The following is a 24,256-nucleotide window of genomic DNA, read 5'->3' as shown; positions in this document are numbered from 1 at the left end:
TAAATCTAGCCACAATTAGGTATAAACTTATGGCTAGATTTGGCATTTAATCGTGTTTTTTATCGAATCTTTCCGAGAAAACCCATTGATCGACGCGAAGCGGCGTCGATGGGTAGTTCACACTACGCCTTGCTCAATCATTGCATCGGCGACACGTCTAAAGCCTGCAATATTAGCACCTAATAAAAGGTTTCCAGGCTCACCAAATTCTGTAGCGGTATCATTAGCGGTAACAAATATATTTTTCATAATTTGTTTTAGCTTTTCATCAACTTCTTCAAAGGTCCAACTTTGCATACTTGCATTTTGTGCCATTTCTAATTGGCTTGTTGCAACGCCGCCAGCATTGGCGGCTTTACCTGGTCCATACGCAATTTTTGCAGCAATAAAGCTCTCAATAGCCTCTTTTGTAGAAGGCATATTTGCGCCTTCACTTACTAATAAGCAGCCGCCGGTTAATAATGCGTTTGCATCGCCCTCTGTTAATTCATTTTGTGTGGCGCATGGAAAAGCAGCATCTGCGTTAAATCGCCAAACAGCATGCCCATCTTTAGGGTAGTCATTTACAGCAATATAAATAGCATCGGGGTGAGTTTGTTTGTATGCACTTAAACAATCACGCGATTGCTCTTTTAAACACTTAATAAGGTCTAAATCTATACCCGACTCATGATACACAGTGCCACGAGAGTCGCTGCAACTTACTGGTGTTGCCCCCATTTGATAAAGTTTTTCCATAGCATAAATAGCAACATTACCTGCGCCCGAGACTAAACAGCGCTTACCTTGTAGGCTATCGCCGCGTGCTTGTAGCATGTAGTCAGCAAAATAAACAGCGCCGTAACCCGTTGCTTCTTTGCGTACTAGCGATCCGCCCCATAACAGGCTTTTGCCTGTTAATACGCCTTCATAGCGACCAGTTAAACGTTTATATTGACCAAACATGTAACCTATTTCTCTTGCTCCTACACCTATATCTCCAGCGGGTACATCGGTTGTAGGGCCAATATGGCGATAGAGCTCGCTCATAAATGATTGGCAAAAACGCATTATTTCAGCGTCCGATCGCCCTTTAGGATCAAAGTTTGCCCCCCCTTTACCGCCACCAATTGATAAACCCGTTAAAGCATTTTTAAATATTTGCTCAAATCCTAAAAACTTAATTATGCTAGCGTTTACACTGGGGTGAAAACGTAAACCACCTTTATAGGGGCCAAGTGCAGAGTTAAACTCAATTCTGTAGCCTTTATTTACCTGAATATTGCCTTCGTCATCAACCCAGGGAACTCTAAACATAATTTGGCGTTCGGGCTCAACTAAGCGTTGAATAATGGCATTTTTTTTGTATTTTTCTGAGTTTTCTAAGATAGGTTCGAGTGACTCAAGTACTTCTTCAACAGCTTGATAAAACTCATATTGTGCAGGGCTACTATTTTTTAATTGTGCAATTGTGCTATGGATATAATTCATAATTATTCTTCCGTGTTAATAATAAAAGTATTTATCAAATGTTAAAGTAAACGTGATCAAGTTTATGATTCATGCTTTAAGGTCTTAATTTAATATAATTAACTGCTACCTTAGCATGGAAAGTTAAGATATTTAACGTTCAGTACTTGAATTATTCTTGATTGGAAGTTTGATTTTTATTGATTAAAGATGAATTTAAATTCACAGCTGCACGTGAAGATTTGTGCAAGGCTAAATTGTAATATTTTTAAACGGGAATTTTAGAAGTATTAGGTTAGGTGTAGGTTTGTTTAAAAATATAACAATTAATAGGCTTTATACTGCATTGCGCGCATATAAAACCCATTAACTAAAAGCTGATTAGCTAAAACCAGTTACTCAGCAGATTCTTCTGGACGGTGCTGCTTTTGAACACCAGTTAAAAACAAGCGTAGTATTTGATCGTTACAAACACGGTAATGTTTGTTGTCTACTTTACGAGAAAATGCACTTAACTCATGTTTGCTTAAGTCAAAATCAACAAGTGCCAGTGTTGCTATAACATCTTCTGCTTTCATGTTTAAAGCAATACGCAGCTTCATGAAGATAATATTGTTATTTAGCTTTTTCTCAGGCTCTGGTTGCTCACCTTCGCGTTTGCCACGTTGGGTATTAATAAACCCATTTAAAAAGCTAGCAAACTCAGTATCACTTATTGGGGTAAAAGCCTCTTCACCTTCTTTAGTTAACCATGCAATTACTTGCTCTTTGGTAACAGTATGCTCTGCTGATGCAAAAACATTGACCATAGCAGTATCAGTTAAGTTAAAAGTGTAGCGAATGCGGCGTAAAATATCGTTATTAGTCAAAGTAAATCCCAAAGTGAGGTATAGCAACCAAGCAGTTATTGCTTAATTTTAAATAAGCACCTAGTTTAACAGGTTTACTAATACCACCCTATTAATTTTTATTTGAGCTTCTTATACCTAGTTACCTAGCACCTTGGCAGGATCTACGCGCGTTGCTTGCCATGCAGGATAAATAGTGGCAAGTATCGCAAGCACAAACGTAACAATCACTGTAATACCAATGTCTTCAAGTGCTAATTTACTTGGCAAAAACTCTATAAAATAAACACCTTCAAGCGGGTTAGCTCCAAATAATTGGCTTATCCAGGTAAATAGCTCGCTTATGTTAAGCGCCAATACCACTCCAATTAATGTCCCGAGCGCGACTCCTACAAATGCTTGCATTAAGCCCTGCATTACAAAGGTGGCTAAAATAGTACTGTCTTTTGCCCCCATGGTTTTTAAAATAGCAATATTGCCTTGTTTTTCGCGCACTTCCATCACCAAAGACGACACAATATTAAAACTGGCTACCGCTATAATTAAAAACACCACAATATAAACAATAGTACGTACCATTTGAATATCTTGATACAAGCTGCCTTGCGTTCTAAACCAGCTAGAAATATACACATAGTCATCAATAGTTTGGCCCACTTTTAGCGCTATTTGATGCGCCGAAAATACATCATCAACACTTAATCGTAGCCCTGTTACTTGGGTTTCGTCGTAACCTAATGCTTGCTGTGCCTTATTAAGATGAATAAACGCAGCGGTACTATCAATGGGGCCGCCCATTTCTATGACGCCCGCAAGGTTAAGTGTTACGCGTTTAGGCGCTAATAATGACTGACCTTTTTGGCTTATTTGGGGAATTAGCAACGTAATATTATCGCCGACTTTGGCATCTAACTGTTTTACTATTTGCTTGCCTAAAATAACGTCATCAAGGCCTAACTGGCTCACTAATTTACCGCTGGTAAACTGGTTTACTGCCGATACATTACTCTCAAGCGATGGCTCTACACCACGAATTTCAACCGCTTTTAACTGGCTTTTATATTGCGCCATACCATTGACAGCAATAAATGGCGCAGCCCCTGTTACATGCGGTTGTGTTTGTAAGCCCTCAACTTTTTGCGACCAATTTGCAATGGGCCTACTTGGTGCTACATATTCAACCTGCGGTACCACGCTTAGTAAACGGTGTACTAACTGCTGCTCAAAGCCATTAATTACCGACAGCGCCACAATTAAAACCGCAACCCCTAATAAAATACCAATGGTTGACGCTTTAGCGATAAAACTAACAAAGCCGTTTTTTTCGTCTTTATGGCCTGAGTAAGCTCTAAAGCGTTTACTTAAAAATGCACTAAGCAACATGCTGCGACTCTTTAATGGCTAGTTTTCCATCATCTAAATACGCTATTTTACCCAGCTTATCGGCAAGTTCTAAGTCGTGTGTAACTACTACAAAACTCGTGTTTAAACTTTGGTTTAGCTCGTTAATTAAATCGTAAATTTTAATCGCATTTTGTTTATCTAAATTACCGGTTGGCTCATCAGCAAGCACAAGCGCAGGTTTAGTAACCAGTGCACGGGCAATTGCAACGCGTTGGCGTTCTCCACCAGAAAGTGCAGACGGTTTATGTGAGCTGCGATGTGCAAGGCCTACTTTTTCGAGCATATCGAGCGCTTGTACTTTGGCCTCTTTTGCACTTAAACCTTTAATTAATAATGGCATAGCTACGTTTTCTACCGCGCTAAACTCCATTAATAAATGATGAAATTGATAGATAAACCCTAAATTTTGGTTTCTAAATGCGGCTTGCTCTGTTCGCGAAAGCTTGGTAACTTCTTGGTTTTTGATTTTAGCGCTACCCGAACTTGCGGTATCTAATGTGCCGAGTATGTGTAAAAGCGTACTTTTACCAGAGCCTGAGCTACCCACAATCGCGAGCATTTCACCTTGCTGCAGCGCTAAATCAACGCCTTTTAATACTTCAACTTGGTTGTTACCGTCTTGATAAACTTTACTTAAATTTTCACAACTAATAACTAAATCATTCATAACGTAATACCTCTGCTGGTTTTACTTTTGCGGCTTTACGCGCAGGATATAAGGTAGCTAAGAAGCTCATAGCAATACTGGCAAACGCTATTATTACTAAACTTAAAATATCAAATTTTACCGGAAGCTCTATACCTGCAAGTAAGTTTAAACCCACTAATGCAAGTAACTCATTTATATACAAACTAAATATAACACCTAAAAACGCACCTATTGCAGTACCTATTACACCGTTATATAAGCCTTGCACCATAAATACTTTTTGTACTTGGGAAGGCGTTAAACCTAACGTTTGCAATATGGCTACCTCGCCTTGTTTTTCACTCACCATCATGGTTAAAGCCGATACAATATTAAACACAGCCACCAATACAATAAGCGCAAGCAACATCGACATAATGCGCTTTTCCATAGCAACGGCTGCAAATAAAGCCCCTTGGGTACTGCGCCAATCACTATAATTATGATCGTTTAAAATAAGCTGGCTGGCTTCAATAAATTCATCTAGCTCGAACGGTTCGTGCAACGAGATACTTAAATTAGGGGCGGTGTTTTTATCAAGCTTAAGCAAGCGTTGCAGCGAAGCGCCGCTGGTAAACGCAAGTGCCATATCTATTTCAGAGCCGGTTTCGTATATTGCGGCAACTTTAAATAAACGCTGGCTAGGAACTCGCCCAAGTGGTGTATATGTTGAAGCATTAGGCATAATTACTCGCAGCTTATCACCCACGCTAACGCCTAATTTACGGCTCAAATAACGGCTTATTGCAATACTGTAGTTTTTGTTAAGTACGGTTTTCCAATCGCCTTGCACTATTTTGTCGGTTATTTTATATAAAGACCCGTTATCGTCATAAAGGCCTTGCAGTAAAACGCCATGTAAGTCTTTATTAGTTTGTAAAATAGCTTCGCCGTGGCGGTATAAGCTTACATGGTCAACATAAGGAGAGTGTTCGAGGTCGGTTTTTAGGGCATTCATTTGTGTAGCGGTATGTGCTTCCGCTTTTATTTCGACGTGAGGAATAAGCCCTAGCATGTTCGTTTTTAAGCTATTTTCAAAGCCATTCATTACACTGCTGACCGTAAATAAAGCCATTAAACCAATAGCGATACCGGCAATAGAAAAAAACGATATAAACGATATAAACGCATTTCCTTTAGAGGAGCGACTATATCTAAGCCCTATAAATAAGCTAACCGGTTGAAACATATTATTTTTAACACTTATCCTAAAAGTATTGAGCAATAGTAGCACGAAAAAAGTGCCTTTGGGTATGCCGTAAAATGTAAGAAATAATTTAAAAATCTGATACTTGGCTATATTTAAAGCAATTCGATTTAGCGACAAAACTTGGTACAACTGATTTAATTAGTCCAAAAGATTTCGACAAGCCTGTTCAAGAAGTGATTATTGAAATGACTGACGGTGGCGTTGACTACTCGTTTGAATGTATTGGTAATGTTGATGTAATGCGCTCTGCGCTTGAGTGTTGTCATAAAGGTTGGGGTGAGTCGGTAATTATTGGTGTAGCCGGTGCAGGCCAAGAAATATCAACCCGTCCGTTCCAACTGTTAACTGGGCGTGTATGGCGTGGTAGTGCATTTGGTGGCGTTAAAGGTCGCTCGCAACTACCTTAAATAGTAGAACGTTATATGGCTGGCGAATTTGCTCTTAACGACTTCATTACCCATACAATGGGCCTTGAAGATATTAACGAAGCGTTTGATTTAATGCGCGAAGGTAAAAGTATTCGTACAGTAATTCATTACTAATAATACCAATCTGCTTATATATGGGGTCTATTTAACGTTAAGAAAATTACGCTAGAACTAGGCAAAAGTTTTTGTATCTAGTTGTTCTAAATAAAAAATTTTTAACGACGTTATAGTGCAATTTAATTCGTTAAATTGATCAAAGATTTATGCAGGTTGGTATAACTGCTAAATACGTTTAATAATAAGCCGTAATACTTTTAAGTTTACGGCTTTTAAGGATTAAGTATGTTAGAAAATATCTCAAGTGTAAAAGTGTCTGGCGGTTGGCATAAGCAATATACTCACAGCTCGCAAAGTACACATTGCACTATGCGCTTTGCCGTATTTTTACCGCCTGGTGCAAGTGAGGCAAACAAAGTACCGGTGCTTTATTGGTTATCAGGTTTAACCTGTACTGACGAAAACTTTATGCAAAAAGCAGGCGCGTTTAAAAAAGCAGCAGAGCTGGGTATTGCAATTGTAGCGCCTGATACCAGCCCGCGCGGCGAAGATGTACCCAATGAAGACGCTTACGATTTTGCACAAGGTGCTGGCTTTTACGTGAATGCAACGCAAGCTCCTTACAACACCCATTTTAATATGTACGATTATGTTGTTAGTGAGTTACCAGCACTTATTGAACAACACTTTCCCGTCACAAGCACAAAAGCAATTAGTGGTCACTCTATGGGCGGGCACGGCGCTCTAATGGTCGCGCTTAAAAATCCTAAAGCATACGTTAGTGCATCTGCGTTTAGCCCTATCGTTAACCCAATAAACTGTCCGTGGGGCGAAAAAGCATTTTCGGGGTATTTGGGCAGTGATAAATCGCTTTGGGCACAGTACGACACGTGCGAGCTGATGAAAAAAGCCAAACAAACTGATTACTTACCGATGCTGACTACTCAAGGCGATGCTGATGGGTTCTTAGAGGATCAACTCAAACCACAAAACTTAGTGGCTGTTGCTAACGAAAAGAGCTACCCGCTAACACTGGAGATGCAAGAAGGTTACGATCATAGTTACTTTTTTATAAGCAGCTTTATTGACCAACACTTATTATTTCATCATCAGTTTTTAACTGCTTAGACTGATTAGTGTGTAGAGATGATTTTTCTACCTCTACACACTCTTTTAGACTTTTAGTGACCTGCCTACACACTTGCGTTGTAGTGCTTTCTCCCTTCACTAGGCTAACAAGAGCCGAATCTATCTTTAATCCCATATCAGTAAAGTTAAATCCGTTTTTATCTGTAGGTACTGGCTCTAGTGGGTTTTTATAAGGCTCTGAACGAGCAGGACTATTATTATATTTATTATCACGTGCATTTGACTGTGCTTGGCCGTCAATAATAGCGCCGGCAACTGTACAGCCACTTAGGCAAATAACACATAAAAATAAAGTTAGCGTTTTCATGATTCATCCTGTTCAAAAACATTACCTAAATTATATACAACTTTAAAAATAGCATTGTAAAAATATGTAGGCATGATTACTTAAGCTCATTTATAAACTCTTTTGTAAAACCCACCAGCTGAAAAATAAAAATAACTAAAAATGGCAAAGCGCCAATTATCGCAACGCTTCTGTTTAACGGTTCGTTATTTTGTACTAACAAAACAAACGCGCATAAACCTAACGCAAACGACCAAGCATATAAGCTCCATGTTTGAGCTTCATTTGCACCACTCAGTTCACGAATTACTAAAACGGCAGAATCCGCTGAAGTTGCTACAAAAATAAGTAACAGTAATAAGCTTGACCAAATTAATAAACCACCTTGCCATCCTAGCTGCTCAAAAAATACAAATAGCCCTTGTGTATAATCGGCTTTAATAGCCGCTAAAATACCTGCATTATGCGTTTGATCCCACGCAATCGCAGAGCCCGAAAACACACTAAACCAAATAATGGTCACTAAGGTTGGTACAAATACAACACCAACAATATATTGCCAAACTGGACGCCCTTGGCTTATTTTAGCCAAAAACACACCAACAAACGGGCCCCACGCTAACCACCAAAAATAGTAATTGTAAGTCCAGCCGCTTGCCCATTCAGGCTTTTTCAGTATGCTTTCAAACTGCCATGTGCCTGTGGTTATAAGTTGAATGTAATTCCATGTACCTCCCAAAGCTATATCTATAATTGGCTGTATAGGCACAAAAATTAATAGCCATACTATAAGTGCAAATGCTAAAAACACATTAAATTTACTAAGCGTTTGAATTCCTTTTTTAAGCCCCAACTTTGCAGAAATGGTATAAAGCAGCGCAATTAAAAAAATAATAATAAACCCCGAAAATAAAGCAGACTCAACCCCTAGCTCAAGCTCGAGCCCTTTACGCAGTAATAAAGTTGAATTAGCAATTGTGCCCACGACACCAAAAAATATCGCCAATATGGCTATTAACTTAATGCTAAACCTTAGCTTTAGTTGCCAGCCTCTATTTATTAAACCTTTTACAGCACTCATTACTGGTGCACTTATGTCACCTGCTTTACCGCTATTGCTAGTAAGCCCACCTAGCACCAAACCAAATACGGCATAAAGTGCCCACGCATGTGCGCCCCAGTTAACTAAGGTAAGCGCTAAACCACTTGTTTGAGTATTTGGATATAAGCTTTGTTTTAATGGCGAACTAACCGTATGTAAAGCAGGCTCTGCAACGCCCCAAAATATTAATCCAGAACCCATACCTGCTGCAAATAACATAGATAGCCACCCAAACAGGCCAAACTCAACCTTTGCTTGTGCGCCTCCAATTTTACGCTGTCCTAAGGGGCTTATCGCAATAGCTAAAACGGCAAAAAGTAACAGGTTAACTAATATAAAAAATGGCGACCCTAAATAACCTAATAACTCGCTAATAATAGGTTGTAGGCGTGTAGTTAATAATTGTGGAAATAAAAAAGCAATAACGGACAAACTTAAGCAAAGTACTAAGGCTGTTTTCTCGAGTCTGGTTGGCGTGTTATTTAGAGGCAAAAGGTTCACATAACAGTATTTAAGTTTGCCGAAAAGAATACGACCCTTTAGTACGCAGATCAAACTTGATCAATCAAATTGTTGTGTAAAAGCGTTAAATAGCTGTGTAAATGTTTCTCTATTAGTTAACTTTTTTGTATTTAAAAAGCCTTAAGATACTGAATTTAAATTAATTTATAACTGGCCTAATGATTGCTATTTGTTTACAAAGTTTATCAACAGAGAACAATAATGGAAATTGATTTACAGTGGAATGAAATCGTCGATAATTTAATACATTTAGGTATTGCTTACCTACTTGCACTACCTATGGCTTACGACAGAGAACGTAGCCATGATGGCGCAGGCCTTCGTACCTTTCCGCTTGTTGCGGTAGCATCGTGTGGGTATGCACTCATTGCTATGTCGGTTTTAGATGGTGCAGAAGCACAATCAAAAATGTTGCAAGGGATCATTACCGGTATTGGATTTATCGGCGGTGGCGCCATTTTAAAAAATAACCAATCAACATCCGGCACAGCCACTGCAGCAAGCATATGGAATATGGGCTTAATAGGTATTGCCGTAGCGTACAGCCGCTACGAAATAGCAATTTTACTTGCCATTATTAACTTTATAACGCTTAGGTATGTAAAAAAGTTTAAATAGCTTTTAATGAAGCTAATACACAGTCGAGGAGTGAGCAACCAAACTCGCACACTGATACTATATAACATATAATACACGCAAATTTTATAACGTGTTTTGAATCTAAATGTCGGACTCAGCTTTAACCCCCCGATTACATCATATTGATTTACTTCGGGGTATTATCATTATATTCATGGTTATAGACCATGGCATGTACTATTGCCTAAACTACTCGGTAACCGACCCGATGACCATTCCCGGTACCGATGCACTCACTTTTTTTACGCGTTTTGTATCCCATTTTTGCGCGCCACTTTTTGTATTTTTAGCGGGCCTATCGGCTGCTATTACGGAGCACAAATACGCATCCACTAAAGCATTTTCACAGAGCTTGATTGTTCGCGGCTTAGTGCTAATTTTATTTGAGTTTACTATCGTTTCTTGGTCTTGGAGCTTTAACCCATTATACCCAATGCTATACGCACAAGTTATTTGGGCAATCGGCTGGGGGTTTGTAATATTAGGTCTTTTGCGTTTACTAGGCATCTATGCCGTTTTTGTAGCAGGCTTATTGTTAGTATTCGGACATAATGTGTTTGATGATATAAGCTTTGAGCCTAATACACTTGCACACACTGTTTGGTCCATTGCACATCAAAAAAATGTACTTGATCTCCCTTTTGATTTTAAAATTAGAACAACCTACCCAGTTGCCCCTATTGTTGGCTTAATGGCATTGGCCTATTGTGCTGGTGTTTATTATAAAGGCCAACAGTACAGTGCAAAAATAATGAACTATGCAGCATTAATAGGTGCTAGTTGCCTTGCTTTATACGCTTTACTTCGTGGTTTTAATTTGTATGGCGACACTTCAATATTTACTGTTCATAGCAGTACTTTTGATACAGTTATGTCGTTTTTAAATCCAACAAAATACCCACTTTCGTTGCAGTTTATGCTGTTAACCGTTGGCATTGGGCTAATAGCCCTTAAGCTTTTAAGCCATGCTAAAACTGACTTTTCACGTAATTTTTTTCAAGTGCTAGGTAAAACCAGTATGTTTTCATACCTAATTCACTTGTATTTATTACATGCTATTGCGTGGCTACTTATTCCTGCTTTAGGGTTAAACTTTAGTGATATGACCTACGGCGACACTCTCGTTGGCTTGCCTGAAGGTTATGGCATGAGTTACACGGCAACACTTTTATTTATATGCGTTGTTATTGGCCTAACAACCCTACTCGCTAAGCGCTATATTGGCTGGAAGCGAAATAACAAACACAGCTTAATTGCTAAATATATATAGCGTTTATACAAGTTAGCATCAAATAATAGACATTAAAAAAGGCGCTTAAAAAGCGCCTTGCTAACAAGTATGAGTGCTTAAAACATATCTTGGTAGGAATTTGTTGTACTAAACGTAATTGCTTTTTCAAAGCCTGGCAACTGAATGCTTTGCTCATCAATAACAATGTCGTTGTCGTCAATGAGTCCGTCGCCAAAGCGATAGATAAGTTCATACTGGCCTAAATCGGCTTGCGTTTTATACGTTTGCTGAGCAGCTTTAATTGCTACATTTTTCTGCGCGTAACGAGTCATAACGTCATTGCCATGGCGCTTAGCGAGCATTTGCATTGTCACTTTTGGCGAAAGCGCGACAGCGGTTGCATTGTTACCGCCAAAGCCTTTTGAATTTATAAAAGCTATATCCATTTCACCGCATTCGTAATGGCTATTACGAATATCAAGGTGGTCGGTATAAACATCGTCAGCCACTTTATCAATTGTGGTAATACCCGGCATAATATTGTGACTAAATACACCTAGAGCTATCGCTAATTGGTCACCACTTGCTGGTGCAATAGTATGACCAACGTATGCTTTTGGCGCTGTCACTTTCCAATTATCAATAGCAAATGTTTGTGCTACTTTGTGGTATATCAGCGATTCTGTTACGCGGTTTAACGGCGTACTTGAGCCATGCGCTAAAATAAAACTACGTTCTTGCAAAGCTTCTTTACCTAAAAGGCTCGTTGCCAAAGCAGCCGATTTAGCCATGGTAATATAGTTACCAGGACCAGGTGATGTAATTGATTTTTTTATGCCATCTGCATTAACAAATACATCAGGTACAGAGCCCATAATGTCAGCGCCTAATTCAAGAGCTAAGGCATCATCCATCAAAATCGCAACTTGTGCACCTTCACCTAATGTAAAGCCACAGTTATCCCCAAACGGACGGCTGCTTTTACGGTAATCAGGTTCTTCATCATGTGATAAGTTATCTAAACGGCGCAAACCTTCAACATTGGCAAGTGCGCTCATGTTACCAAAGCCTTCAATCACTTCTGGTGTAATAGCACACTCAACACTCGCTACAACTGCAACACGCGTACGCCCAGCTTGTATATCGTTAACCGCTGCACGTAAGTTATATAAAAACGTAGCACAGGCGCCCGAAGTAGAAAATGTAGTCCCTACATTGCCAGTAACATACGCGTTAATAAAATCAGTCGACATGGTATTTAAACCCAGTGCTAACTGCTTAGTGCTAACACGGTCGCCTTGTTGGCGCGCTTTTACTAAACCGCCAAGGCCTTTGTCGTCCATTTGGCCAATGACCGATGCTGAATAGGTACCAATTTTATCTGGCTCTACGCTATTCATAATATGTTGCCAATCAAGCCCTGTTGATTTAATCGCATCGGTAGCTGCAAAAATTGTCGCTTGCAGGCCTCGTGGCTGATAACGGCTGTTATACATAACAGACGGATCAAACCCAGTTGGAAATTGCCCTGCAGATTTAATTGGGTTATCACGCGTTGAGTTGTGTTTTACATCTATTTCGGCAGCAATAGTAACTTTAACTTTTTTGCCTTCAAGCTCTTCAACCTGCCAACTCGTCGGAACCGGCGTTGGTAAGTCGCGAGCACGCGTTTCAAACACAATTGCGTTATCGCTTGATGCGTTTAGCGTCATTTTTTGCTGCCACGGCGTGGCATCTGCGTCAAAGTGTTCTTTTTCAATTTTACGAATAAGTGTACCAGCAATAATTTGCTCACCAAAGCGTGCTTCTATGTCGCTTTGCTCAACATTATTACCTTGTGTATCTTGTAATTGGCCGTTTACAACGCTTACTAGATTCATCAGTGTGGCGAGGCCTAAAAATGTTTCACTGCGATCTTGGGCGTTTAAACTATCTAACACGATACGGCGATAACCTTGATGAAAAGAAGTACGGCCAGCGGCGTTAATGCCACCCATGCCTACTATAACGGGTAATGCAGTCATAATTTACCTTTAAAAAACGTGTTATAAGAAGAACAACCAGTTTAAATGGATTATGCACTAGGCATTGTGCTTTAATAGCCAAATATTCAGCACAAAAGGCCAAAAGGTACTGGTCGGAGCATTTATATGACTGAAAAAAACACTAATCCACCATTAAACATTGCTATAGCGGTTTATCCGCATTTATTAGTGACTAGTTTAACGCTGCCTATTGAGATGCTAAGAGCCGGCGAGGCCTTCGCTAAAGGCCATATTGATAAGCAAAGTTTTAGACCGCTTGCTATAAATTTAGTGGCTAAAAATGCAGAATCTATAGCTACTCGCGCTGGCCTTGCTATAAACCCTGATTGCATAACAACTAGTGCGCCCTATAGTGATTTAATTATAGTGCCTGGTATTTGGCGCAATCCGCGCCCAGTGGTGCGTACAAATCAAGACGTAGTTGACTGGCTAAGCGAGAGCTTTAGCGCAGGCAGCCATATAATTGGTGTAGGCACTGGCAACTGCTTATTAGCTGAGGCTGGCTTACTTGATGGGCGCCCTGCTACCACCCATTGGCACTACGCCAATCAATTTAGCCACGACTACCCGTTAGTGCGTTTAAAACCCGACTTTTTTATAACTCAGTCAGAACGCATGTATACCGTAGCAAGCCTTAATGCCCTTGCCGATGTGATCGTACATATTATTAGTCAGTACTATGGAAAAGCCGCTGCTCAACATGTAGAGCGAAACTTTTCGCACGAAATACGAAAACCCTACGAAGATCAACGCTACCGCGAGGGCGCAGTTGACCGCCACCCCGACGAGCTAATTGCGCAAATTCAGTTTTGGCTAAAAACAAATTTAGCCACCGAGTTAAACCTGCAAGAAGTCGCTGCCCAATTTAGCTTGAGCTACCGTACTTTTACTCGTCGCTTTAGAGCTGCAACCAATCAAAGCCCTATTGAGTATTGGCAACAATTACGCGTAGAAGGTGCGAAGGAGTTACTAGCATCATCAAATCTATCAATTCAAGAAGTAGCTTTAGAAGTGGGATATAACGACCAAGGACATTTAACGCGTGTGTTTAAAAAGGTATTAAGCCAAACGCCCAGTGGTTACAGAAAAGTAGTAAGACGAAAGTTATTTGGTTAACTAATGACATTTTCTAAATGTGGCATTTTTTTATACATTAATTATACTCTTATCAATAACATAATTTACCCCATACCAAGGTAACTGCATGAAAGATAAACTTAGTAAGCATCTTTTTGATCCGCAAAGCGATGCTTCTATTGAATCAAAGTTATTAAAGTTACTTTCACTCGTACGAAAACATTTGAGTATGGAAGTCGCGTTTATTTCAGAATTCACCAATACTGATCGTGTTTTTAAAGTGGTAGATAACCAAACAACAAATACCTGCGTATCAGTGGGTAATTCAGACCCAATTTGCGAAACTTATTGTAAAAAAATATCCGATAACGAGCTAGAAAAAATAATCCCTAATACTCTTGAACACCCTATAACCCGTAAAATGCCAGTTACAGAAAAGCTAAATATTGGCTCTTATATAGGTGTACCTATTGTGTTATCTACAGGTAAAGTTTATGGGACTTTTTGCTGTTATAAAACCATATTAGATAATACCTTGAACGACAAAGATTTGTCATTCCTTAGGTTAATTTCTGAAATAGCTACGGAGTTAATCGAAAAAAATGTGCAATCTAACATTTTAAATAATGAGTCAAAATCGCTTATCGAAAATATTATAAAAACAAACGATATTACGATTTATTTTCAGCCCATATTTAATTTATCAACCAATCAACTTTCGGGTTATGAGTCTCTGTCACGCTTTTTTATTGAACCTTATAAAACACCTGACATTTGGTTTAAAGATGCTGCAAAACTAGGTTTAGGAGAAGCATTAGAAATACTTGCTATACAAAATACATTACATTGCTTGGACAAATTTGATGAAAAAACTTATATCACTATCAACACTTCACCTCAGCATATTTTATCGGGCTCAATAGAGAAAGTATTACAAAGCATTAATTGTAATAGAATAATTTTAGAAGTAACTGAACATTCACCTATTGTAGACTACCAAGCGATGCGAACCGCACTTCAACCATTAAGAAACAGGGGTGTAAAACTCGCTATTGATGACGTAGGTGCTGGATTTTCATCTTTTCAGCATATTTTAGAATTAGAGGCAGATATCATTAAGTTAGACATAAGCCTTACTCAAAATATAAATACGGATCGTAGAAAGTTTTTATTAGCTAAAGCACTATGCGGATTTGCCAAAGCAATTAATTGCTCAATAGTTGCAGAGGGGATAGAAAATCAAGAAGAATTAAGCACCCTGAGAAAGCTAGGCGTTGATAACGTACAAGGCTATTTTATTGGGCGCCCAGCTCCGCTTGAAGATGCTATTCAATATCAAACAATTACGCTCTAATAAAAACGCCACTTTTAGTGGCGTTCTGTGTCGTTAAACTCTTTTCGATAATAGCGCTTTTGATAGTTTTTTACTTTAGTGTGTACGCCTTTACTTAAGCTTTTAAATTTAGCTTCGAGTACGTCTACACCATATAAAATACCGACCACCAGCACTGAGAGTTTAATAGCAGCGCCAAGGTTTTCAGTGGCTATCATAACGCCTATTGATGCTAGCACCCAAATGGTTGCAGCTGATGTAACTCCAACCACTGCACCATCTTTTGCGAGCATAACGCCTGCACCTAAAAAGCCAATACCTGTAATTATTTGCCCCACTACACGAGAATGATCAATTACATCCCCTTGTAAATTAAACGCAGTGGATAAAAACAAATACGTACCCAGCGTTATTAACGCTGAGGTACGAATACCAACAGGCTTGCCGCGCAATTGGCGCTCTATACCAATAATAGCACCGCAAAAAGCGGCCGTACCAATAGCTGCCCACGAATACGGGGCTACATCAATTAAATCTAAAAAAGTCACTGTTAACCTATCTTTTATTAGCGATAGCCACCGCCGTTCGTAAACGCTGGCTACCAAATGCTGACATTTTACTAAAATCACTTCGTGCAATAGGCACATATTGGCAATCTATTGCGAGTTGTTTATCGTTACCGGGCTCACAAAACGGATCGTGAACATACACGCAATGCTCATCAAGGTGCGTAACACACACCCAATGTGGCGATTTTTTACCATCAAAGCTGTATGTACTAATTAATAACAGCACACTAAAGCCTTTACTTAACCACTGCTCAATATGTTCAAGCTCTACATCTTTATGCGTAAGCGGTATATTTGCTTGCGCTATACCATCTACAAATTGCTGATGCACGGTGGCAAGTACCACTTTTTTGTTTTCGTTACGTACTCCATCTAAAAACAAAGGCTCTGTGGTATTAACCATTACCTCGCTTTTAAAACCCCGCTTGTTAGCGGCAAGTGCCAAACCAAACGGATGGCAACCACCATGACCCGATGTCATAAAAATAGTGGTACCTTCACGCCAAAGTGCTAACTCATGTGATTGAGTAAGCTCTGTAGTTGGCTCAAGTGCACCCATTGCCATTAATAGCGCAGCAGGTCCGCACGTAAACTCGGTAGTTTGCTGATACCACGGCGTTAAACGTGCTACGTTTGTCTCACTCGTTTGTCGAATGTTTTTTTGCATTCGTAGTGCGTCACTGTGGTCGTCGTAATAATCGCTGTATTGACCAAACACTCTGTAGCCTAAGCTTTTATAAAGCCCTATCGCACTGTCGTTATTTACAGCCACTTCTAAGCGAAGATAAATACGAGCCCGCTCACACGTTTCTTTTTCAAGGTTAGTAAGCAGTGCTTTTGCAATACCTCTACCTTGCATTGTTGGCAAAACAGCAAGCGAATATAAACGCGCTAAACGCGTACCTTTATGGCACCACACAAGCCCATAACCACATAGTTGCTCGTCATTTTCTGCAACAAGTAAAATACCGTGCTTAGCACTTAGCCAACGCTTTAAACTGCGCGGGCTCAATTTGTCGTTATTAAAGCAGGCGTTTTCAACGTCAATCAATGCGTTTAAATCGCTACCAAGCGCCTTTCGAATAACAAGGTTGCTCATGTTATTACCCACGGCCTCGTGCTTCTAAACGTTGCTTAAACTCATCCATAATGATCATGTATAGCTCGTCGCCTAAATAGCCGTCTTCTACTTTGTGATCAATACTTGGGTTGTCGTTTACTTCAAGCACGTATGCTTTGCCTTGATGCTCTTTAACATCAACGCCATATAAACCCCTACCCACTGTTTTACATGCTTTTAATGCGGCATCTAACACGGCTTTTGGTAACTCAAAAGTTGGCAATGTTTCAAAGCCACCAGAGAAAAACCGTTTAGCGTCGTGGTTATAAATTTGCCAATGGTTACGCGCCATTAAATAACGACATGCATAAATAGCACGACCGTTTAACACACCCACTCGCCAATCGTATTCGGTATACATATACTCTTGCGCGAGCACTAATGCGCTAAATTCAAACAACTCTGTAAGCTTAGCTTCAAGCTCATCACGGTTTGAAACTTTATAAACACCTTTTGAGAAAGACCCTTCAGGCATTTTTAAAACAAGCGGATACGTAAAGGCTTCTTCTAATTGAGTAAGCGTTTCATTTGATTGATCAGCCACTACAACTGTTTTTAAACTTGGCACTTTTTGATAATTAAATGCATCGTGTAAATACACTTTATTACAACAACGTAAAATAGACTCAGCATCGTCAATAACCACTAAACCAAGGCTTTGCGCTTTGCTCGCAAGGCGATACGTTGGGTGGTCAATCGCTGTAGTTTGGCGAATAAATAACGCATCAAACTGAGCAATATTATCAATTTCGTCAAAGCTTAATGCTTGTGCATTAATCCCGTGTTTAGCGGCGGCTTTAATAAAACGTGCAATGGCGTCTTTATCGCTCGGCGGTACTTTTTCGTTATGATCAACAAGTATTGCCATGTCCCATCTAAAACGACGTTGCACCGCACCAATACGCCACTGCGTTTTAGTAAAGTTATCTAGCTTGGCAACAAAGTCGCTGTACTGCTGCTCATTTAAAGACGATAACGATCCTTGCTGTAGTAAGCCTTGCTCATCAACAAATAAAATAGGCGCTGGGTATTGTTTAAATACCGACTTTGCCGCTTTTGATTGTAAATCGTTTAGTGCATTACCAAAGTAAAGTGTGCCATCTATTTGGCCCACACTTAACATAGGGGCTTGGCCACTACGAAGTGCGTTTATTGTTTTTACACTTGGCAAAACTTGGTGCTTGCGCGCCTCAGCAAGTAACGAGCAATAGTAACCTTTGCTCAAGTATTGGCTTGAGTCGCACAGATTAATAATGCGTGTTTTGGGTTCATTTTGTTTTGGGTAATCACGTAAATAAGTATTAAAGGTAATTACATTTTCGAACGATTGAGCAAGCGTTTGCTCGTTGTTATCAACCACAATTAAGGTTTTAAACACGACTTTTCCTAGTTAAGTCAAAATATAAAAAGCATGCTTAAGTAACATTACTAAGCATTATAAATAGAAACACCCATCGTACTAAGTGGGCATTGCGCGAATCACTTAATACGATGGGTGCTTTAACAGGTACCTACTGTACGAGTTAGCGCTTAAATTGCTTAAGCGACATGTGCTTTATATGCCCTTTTTTTAAAACGCACAAACGAGATATTTTTAGCGTGAAGATGAAAAATATTGATTAACTATATTTTCCACTTAATGCAGATTAAAATACGCAAAACAGTACTTTATAAGAGTTTAAAAATGTCGCTACCTGCTTGCCCAAAATTCCAATGTGAATACGTTTACGAAGACCAACAACTGCTTGTTTGCCCCGAGTGCGCTCATGAGTGGAACCCAAATAATACAAGCGACGAAGACGCTATTTTAGTTAAAGATGCCAACGGCACTGTGCTAAATGATGGCGACAAAGTGACAGTAGCCAAAGATTTAAAAATTAAAGGCAGCTCGCAAGTAATTAAAATTGGCACCAAAGCGGTCGTTAGACGTGTACTTGATAAAAAAGATCACGAGCTAGATTGCAAAGTAGATGGCATTGGTGAAATGATGGTAACTGCTAAATTTGTAAAAAAGGCTAATTAATTTGAATTCAAGAAAGCATAAAGATTACCTTTTTGATAATCCTCCTATCAACAGTGAATTTTGCTGCTAATAAAACATGATTAGCTCCCAAACGGAAAGTAACATACAGGTATTTCTCAACAAGTTCTTTTTATTTCTATAAAGATGCTTTTCGTAAAATAGCGCTATAGTTAAAATTGCCATTTGCAACAGGCTATGCCCCGCAATATGCATTGCAATCATAATATGCGCACAGGTTTGAACACATTTTACACCCTCATCAAAACCTATTTTCAGAATATCTATATCGGCTTTTAGACCAGTTATCCTAGGAGCCCAAATACTACCGCAAGCTGTGAGCAATCGAACCCTAAACTTTGCATTGCACAACAAACCAGCAAGTGCGTATGCAATCGCAGCAACAGGCAAACCTTCAAACATCATTGTCAAAGATGAATCAGCCAACAACGCTGTTAAATACAACAGCACTAAACCAAATATAAACCAAATAAGAGAGTAGCCAAAAATGAACAAAGCTAAACTTCTTGATTGTCTTGTCAATGGTATTCGATTTACTATCGAGCGGATTGTACCGCTAGTCATTGGAAGCATCATTGCATAAACCATAACCATCCAATCGAATGCCAGTTTCAACAAAGAAAACTTTGTATTTGCATGCATACCATGGTGCTGGTGATGATGAGGTGCATTCCCTATACTCAATTGCTGCCATACATAATAAACCCAAAGCAAAGCAGCAAATACAAGTACAAACCAATGTGGGTTAGCTGCTTTTAAGTAGCTAACCCTTCTTCTAGATGAGGTAAGCATAGCGAATTATCAAACCTCAGCCTTAATACTTACTCGACCTACTATTACGTTGGCCTCACCAAGCTCCCTATTCGGCTCAATTTCAATACGTAAGTCTTCAATTTTCCAACCCGATTGCTTACGAAGTTGTTCAAGCGCTTCGGTAGCATCAAGCTCGACATTAAGACCAGTTCCCGCATGACGTACACTTGCTGTAGAAGCCTGTGTTAAACCAAACAACCCTATTTTACCTACGAAAACACGCTCGGGACTTGCTGACATTTTCACAAACACGTTAACAGGCCCAACTACACCCGAACCTGTAATGTTATCAAGAGCGATAATAACTTGGCTCGACCTTTGAGTAGTTGAAGTGGCCAATGCAGATACTTTAGCAACCTGTTGCTTTTCTGGTAGGAACTCGAGTTTTGCAGACGTCGATTTCGAATTCAACGAGAAAGACTTTGTTGTTGCAGCAATAGTGTCAAACATTTCGCTTCCTTCCAATGAAATAAATGCAGATACCTTATTACCATCACGCGACTTCATATCAGGATAATTCTCGCTATAGGTGTACCCAAGCGCCTCTGTAGATAATACATCCTTAACTTTAACACTTACAGGATTCGCTTTAGCATTATGAAAATCAAATGCTTGATCAAGCCAACTAGAATCGCTAGTGTTCTCTCGACCTCGGTCAATCCAGCTCTGCCATAAGCGGTCAATGTTTGCGTGATGTAACCAAAAAATAGGATCTAAAGCAGCTGTATTTGGGTCACCCATCGCTCCACCAATATCAACATGGATTAAGTTGTGCGGGTTATTCTCTAATTTACCAAAAGTGCCTGAATCGTGACTAAACCCAGTTTTAACACCTCCAAAACTTTGTGAAGGTTGCGCAGTTGTGAAGTGCTCCAGTCCAAGAGCCACTTCACAACTCGCATCCTGTTTAGAGCTGAGCGTATACTGCGCTCTTTCTTCCATCCATAATCCGGTAAAGTCAAAGGTTGGCTGTTTTGTGCCAAATTCGGTAGGTAAATTTAACGCTTGCAGTTGCTGATCATCATTGAGCGCAGGGTTATTTGCATCACAGTAGTTCCAGTAAGGTAAAGTCCAATTTTCAGGTCCACCTAACTCTGTAACCGTTTTTGCCACAATCGCTTCAAAAAATTGCAGATACATTCTATGCCAAGGTAAAAAATACCATGTACCATGCTGACATTGTTGCCAAAATTGGCTGTGAACAAGCGAATTAGATGGTGGGAAGCCTTGGGCTTGCTGCCAAATGCTAAGCTCACTCCAACTTTCGCTTGGAGCTAAGTTAGCACTTTTATCTAATCCATAACCATGAATAGCACCTTGATACCACCAACTTGTTGGGTCAGTAATATCTTTTTTCTTCATTGCTTCTACTGCTCTTGAATACCAAAGTAGTGTATCGTCAGTTATTTCACTGACATTTTTCCTTACACGCATCGAAGTCTCTCCGTCTAGTAAATTAAAAGTATGCTAAATGTAAGCTAAATTATTTCTAGCCAGCTTAAAATATAGCAGCTGTTACCAGCAATGCATTACACATACTCTGGTTAGCACGACTAAACCTGATAGCTAATCTAATTTAACAAGCAAAGCTGTATTATTAGATTTACTTTTTAGGTTAAGAACTTATCTTTTATCGCTAGGTTATTTTCATCCATAAAATTAGTCATTAACCCCATTAGATCTGAATTATGAGCACGAAAATAACGGCATGATGCAGTTTTAACTTTTTACTGAAGTGTTAAAATTTTATGCGAGCAGCTTTTCGCAGTTACTGATATTCGCTCGCCGTTTTCGGTTTAAGCTTTCACAATAACCCTCTTGTGAGACTGGCCTGCAAAGTGCAGTAGCGGTTTTGTTGGCTTTTTTCGTAATAGTTAGGATGGGTGTCACTGTTAATTGACTGTTAATTGATTTACTTAACGCTTTCTTGCGATTGCCATAAGATACCCTGCTTATTTTTTGCACTAAATAAAGGCGAGCCTCTAACTTCAAAAAGTGCAAAATTTAGGGTGGTGTCACTGTTAATTGGTACTGATGGCACTCGTTACAAACGAGCATTCGTAATAGATTAACTTAAAATTGCTTTTGCATTTTTTAAGTTATCCCATAGATGGTGTTGACCAAAGTACATTTCAGGTGGCTTTATTGATGGGTCTATTAATTTGTTAATGGCTAATATAGCCCCACGAACACTATATTCGGTCGTGAAAACTATCCCATCTGGTATTTCAACAAATTGTCCTAACAGCGCAAAGTTTTGCGAGCCTTTAGGTACAACAGAAGGTCGGTCACCTTCGGTTCTAGGTAAAAATTGAGAAATTCCGTAAGGTAATCTACAAGGTACACAGTAAGATGTTTCAAGAAGTTCTGTTTTTTCGTCTTCGGTTAGATCACCCCATAAATGTCCTAAAAGCTCTTCTAAAATTTCTTTCCCAGTACATTTATACATAGGTTTTTTTACAAATTGACCAATATTATCTTCACCTAATGCTGAAACCCAAATTACACAAGTATCTGCAGCTTGACCCGGGAAAAAAGGCTGGCGATAGGTGTGTAAATGCATTATCCATGGAGATTGTGTTAAAGGTAATGGGCTTTGTACTCCCATTGGTCGCTCAACTAACCATTGGAATTTTCTTTCAAAAAGATTTCCTCTAAACGTAACGGTAAAGTGCATCATTCTAGAAAGTGAAACGTCACGTAAATAACGCTCTGGTCTACCTAAGTCTGCTTGTTTTGATACTATGTTTTGCCATAATTGATAAGCTTCGCCTGGTTTTTCTGCAGGTTTTGTAGATACTGGCTCATCGTGGGAGCCATAAGAATGATTAGAAACAATTGAGCCGATTGTCAAGAATGCTTTGTCTTGTGGTCTAACTTCTATTGAATCTAAGATTTTATCTTCTGCATTTTTTAAATGTAAGCGTTCTACCCAGCGTTTATCATCACTATCTTTAAAATCAACATCCGTAATACAAGTATTATAATGTATTTGAACGCCTTTTTTTGTTATGAGTTTAATAGCCGGTAGAATGAACGAGTGGTAGTTTGTGTAACGTGTACGTTCTAAAGAGGTCATTTTTTCCATATCAGACATACGGTGATAAAATAGTTTCATGTAACGCTTCATCTCTATCGCAGAGTGCCATGGCTGAAAAGCAAAAAGAGCACGCCACATATACCAATAATTACTCTTGAAAAAATCGTCACTAAAATAATCAGTAATTTTAGCATCTGCTGGGATCTTAGATTCTGGTATTTCTATTAATCGAGCCATTTGAAGAGCTTCAGTAGCACCTAATCCAAGATCGTGCCCAGTATCTTTCTCTCCGTTTGCATGTAATAGCCTAACCACAGTGTCCATATTGCATTCTTTAGCATTAGCTTCATAGTCGTCTAGGCAAGATCCAAGTTCGTCATAAGGTATTAATGACCAAAATTCTTTAGTGCAGCAATATACTTTATCTTCGTACATACGGCTGCCTCGCATTATGTAAACAGGCTTGCCATCAATCATTTTAAAAGATGCATCCATTGACCCACCGACTAAATCAGTTTCAGTGTTTTTTTCAAAAATATGAATGTTTTCTGGGGCGAAACCAACTTTCTGCACTAAGTAAACTGCAGCTGATAAGGAACCTAATCCTAATCCGTTTAAATAAACTTTAGAATTGCTCATAGTATGTACTTCGTTAAAAAATGATTTAATAAGTAGGTTAAAATATACTCTTCGACTTTTTTCAGTCAAATGTTTGTTCGCACAAATTAAAGTTTAAATGATATAGAATAACTTTAGTCAGTGTTGAGAGAAAACTGTTTGCATAGCTTAACTTTTTGTATTCCAGTTATTAATTTAATTAGATACTCAGAAAGGACAACGTGCAAAAACAGATAAATTAGACGCTCAACTGATTGCGCATTATAGCAAAGCAATTAAGCCTAAATTATCACAGCTAAAACCAGAAAAAATGCAAGCTATGAGCGATTTAGTAACGCGTAGAAATCAATTATTAACTATGCAAACCATGGAAAAGAATCGCTTACAAATTATGCCTAAAGCATTAGCCATGACGATTAAACCTACTCTCACTTTGTTCAAAAACCAAATTATTAAAATAGAAGAAAAAATAGCAAAGCTGATTGAGAGTTGTCCTGAATATAAAGTTAAAAATGAAATACTACAAAGCATGACTGGCATTGGAAAAATAGCCGCAGCTTCTATCATCAGTAACTTGCATATATTGG

General features: G+C 39.1%; 20 protein-coding genes and 2 pseudogenes. 8 read left to right on the top strand and 14 right to left on the bottom strand.

What is annotated here, in order from left to right; genetic code table 11:
* Positions 1–117: 117 nt before the first annotated feature.
* The 5 genes from gdhA to PX700_RS13345 all read right to left on the bottom strand — a co-directional run bounded on the left by gdhA (position 118) and on the right by PX700_RS13345 (position 5,578).
* Complete coding sequence (gdhA, locus tag PX700_RS13365; RefSeq protein WP_479520969.1) at positions 118–1,470, bottom strand: NADP-specific glutamate dehydrogenase; 1,353 nt, start codon at positions 1,468–1,470, stop codon at positions 118–120.
* 374 nt (positions 1,471–1,844) lie between these two features.
* A complete protein-coding gene (locus PX700_RS13360; protein WP_002960721.1) occupies positions 1,845–2,318 on the bottom strand; it encodes a YehS family protein in 474 nt (157 codons plus the stop codon).
* A 117-nt stretch (positions 2,319–2,435) separates the two neighbouring features.
* On the bottom strand, positions 2,436–3,680 hold the full coding sequence (locus tag PX700_RS13355) for a lipoprotein-releasing ABC transporter permease subunit (RefSeq protein ID WP_479520968.1): 1,245 nt from the start codon (positions 3,678–3,680) through the stop codon (positions 2,436–2,438).
* Positions 3,670–4,368, bottom strand: a complete 699-nt coding sequence (lolD, locus tag PX700_RS13350; RefSeq protein WP_479520967.1) for a lipoprotein-releasing ABC transporter ATP-binding protein LolD — start codon at positions 4,366–4,368, stop codon at positions 3,670–3,672. The genes PX700_RS13355 and lolD overlap by 11 nt, the downstream gene beginning before the upstream one ends.
* A complete protein-coding gene (locus tag PX700_RS13345; RefSeq protein WP_479520966.1) occupies positions 4,361–5,578 on the bottom strand; it encodes a lipoprotein-releasing ABC transporter permease subunit in 1,218 nt (405 codons plus the stop codon). Before PX700_RS13345 ends, lolD begins: the two co-directional genes overlap by 8 nt.
* Positions 5,579–5,697: 119 nt before the next feature.
* Between PX700_RS13345 and PX700_RS13340 the strand changes: the two are divergent.
* Positions 5,698–6,141 (top strand): annotated as a pseudogene (locus PX700_RS13340) (zinc-binding dehydrogenase); the annotation flags it as partial.
* 228 nt (positions 6,142–6,369) lie between these two features.
* Positions 6,370–7,212: an S-formylglutathione hydrolase gene (gene fghA / locus PX700_RS13335; protein WP_415635965.1), complete on the top strand. Its 843-nt coding sequence runs from the start codon at positions 6,370–6,372 to the stop codon at positions 7,210–7,212.
* On the opposite strand, the gene PX700_RS13330 is transcribed toward fghA, so the two are convergent.
* Together PX700_RS13330 and PX700_RS13325 are read right to left on the bottom strand one after the other, a co-directional pair.
* Positions 7,166–7,540, bottom strand: coding sequence for a hypothetical protein (locus tag PX700_RS13330; RefSeq protein ID WP_415635964.1), 375 nt, complete (start codon positions 7,538–7,540; stop codon positions 7,166–7,168). The two genes, fghA and PX700_RS13330, sit on opposite strands and share 47 nt — an antisense overlap.
* 76 nt (positions 7,541–7,616) lie before the next feature.
* Entirely contained in the window at positions 7,617–9,113 is a 1,497-nt protein-coding gene (locus PX700_RS13325) for a BCCT family transporter (protein ID WP_479520965.1), read from the bottom strand.
* A gap of 231 nt (positions 9,114–9,344) precedes the next feature.
* On the opposite strand from PX700_RS13325, the gene PX700_RS13320 reads away from it, so the two are divergent.
* Together PX700_RS13320 and PX700_RS13315 are read left to right on the top strand one after the other, a co-directional pair.
* The gene (locus tag PX700_RS13320; RefSeq protein WP_415635962.1) at positions 9,345–9,761 is read left to right on the top strand and encodes an MgtC/SapB family protein; all 417 of its coding nucleotides are present in this window, start codon (positions 9,345–9,347) and stop codon (positions 9,759–9,761) included.
* 106 nt (positions 9,762–9,867) lie between these two features.
* A complete protein-coding gene (locus PX700_RS13315; RefSeq protein WP_415635961.1) occupies positions 9,868–11,052 on the top strand; it encodes an acetyltransferase domain-containing protein in 1,185 nt (394 codons plus the stop codon).
* A gap of 77 nt (positions 11,053–11,129) precedes the next feature.
* On the opposite strand, the gene PX700_RS13310 is transcribed toward PX700_RS13315, so the two are convergent.
* Positions 11,130–13,037 (bottom strand): beta-ketoacyl synthase, encoded by a 1,908-nt coding sequence (locus tag PX700_RS13310; RefSeq protein WP_479520964.1) that lies wholly within the window; start codon positions 13,035–13,037, stop codon positions 11,130–11,132.
* A gap of 126 nt (positions 13,038–13,163) precedes the next feature.
* Here PX700_RS13310 and PX700_RS13305 point away from each other — a divergent pair, with 126 nt between their 5' ends.
* A complete protein-coding gene (locus tag PX700_RS13305) occupies positions 13,164–14,174 on the top strand; it encodes a GlxA family transcriptional regulator (RefSeq protein WP_479520963.1) in 1,011 nt (336 codons plus the stop codon).
* 88 nt (positions 14,175–14,262) lie between these two features.
* Positions 14,263–15,489: a sensor domain-containing phosphodiesterase gene (locus PX700_RS13300; protein ID WP_479520962.1), complete on the top strand. Its 1,227-nt coding sequence runs from the start codon at positions 14,263–14,265 to the stop codon at positions 15,487–15,489.
* 14 nt (positions 15,490–15,503) lie between these two features.
* Here the strand turns inward: PX700_RS13300 and PX700_RS13295 are convergent, their stop codons facing one another.
* From PX700_RS13295 to PX700_RS13285, 3 genes are read right to left on the bottom strand one after another with little or no spacing between them, the layout of a single operon-like run.
* Positions 15,504–16,016 carry an MgtC/SapB family protein gene (locus tag PX700_RS13295; RefSeq protein WP_007582656.1) on the bottom strand — a complete coding sequence of 171 codons (513 nt, stop codon included), beginning with the start codon at positions 16,014–16,016 and terminating at the stop codon, positions 15,504–15,506.
* Between the two features lie 7 nt (positions 16,017–16,023).
* Entirely contained in the window at positions 16,024–17,136 is a 1,113-nt protein-coding gene (locus tag PX700_RS13290) for a peptidase C39 family protein (protein ID WP_479520961.1), read from the bottom strand.
* 4 nt (positions 17,137–17,140) lie between these two features.
* Positions 17,141–18,535, bottom strand: a complete 1,395-nt coding sequence (locus PX700_RS13285) for a RimK family protein (protein ID WP_479520960.1) — start codon at positions 18,533–18,535, stop codon at positions 17,141–17,143.
* 306 nt (positions 18,536–18,841) lie between these two features.
* On the opposite strand from PX700_RS13285, the gene PX700_RS13280 reads away from it, so the two are divergent.
* Entirely contained in the window at positions 18,842–19,180 is a 339-nt protein-coding gene (locus PX700_RS13280) for a zinc ribbon domain-containing protein YjdM (protein ID WP_479520959.1), read from the top strand.
* A 66-nt stretch (positions 19,181–19,246) separates the two neighbouring features.
* Here PX700_RS13280 and PX700_RS13275 read toward each other — a convergent pair whose 3' ends face one another.
* The 3 genes from PX700_RS13275 to PX700_RS13265 all read right to left on the bottom strand — a co-directional run bounded on the left by PX700_RS13275 (position 19,247) and on the right by PX700_RS13265 (position 23,690).
* Complete coding sequence (locus PX700_RS13275) at positions 19,247–19,990, bottom strand: DUF2182 domain-containing protein (protein ID WP_479520958.1); 744 nt, start codon at positions 19,988–19,990, stop codon at positions 19,247–19,249.
* A 9-nt stretch (positions 19,991–19,999) separates the two neighbouring features.
* The gene (locus tag PX700_RS13270) at positions 20,000–21,445 is read right to left on the bottom strand and encodes a tyrosinase family protein (RefSeq protein WP_479520957.1); all 1,446 of its coding nucleotides are present in this window, start codon (positions 21,443–21,445) and stop codon (positions 20,000–20,002) included.
* A gap of 634 nt (positions 21,446–22,079) precedes the next feature.
* Positions 22,080–23,690, bottom strand: a complete 1,611-nt coding sequence (locus PX700_RS13265) for an oleate hydratase (RefSeq protein ID WP_479520955.1) — start codon at positions 23,688–23,690, stop codon at positions 22,080–22,082.
* A gap of 193 nt (positions 23,691–23,883) precedes the next feature.
* Here PX700_RS13265 and PX700_RS13260 point away from each other — a divergent pair.
* Positions 23,884–24,256 (top strand): annotated as a pseudogene (locus tag PX700_RS13260) (IS110 family transposase); the annotation flags it as partial.

The sequence above is a fragment of the Pseudoalteromonas sp. TP27 genome, assembly GCF_056470645.1.
This window is presented reverse-complemented; position numbering and strand designations above follow the sequence as displayed.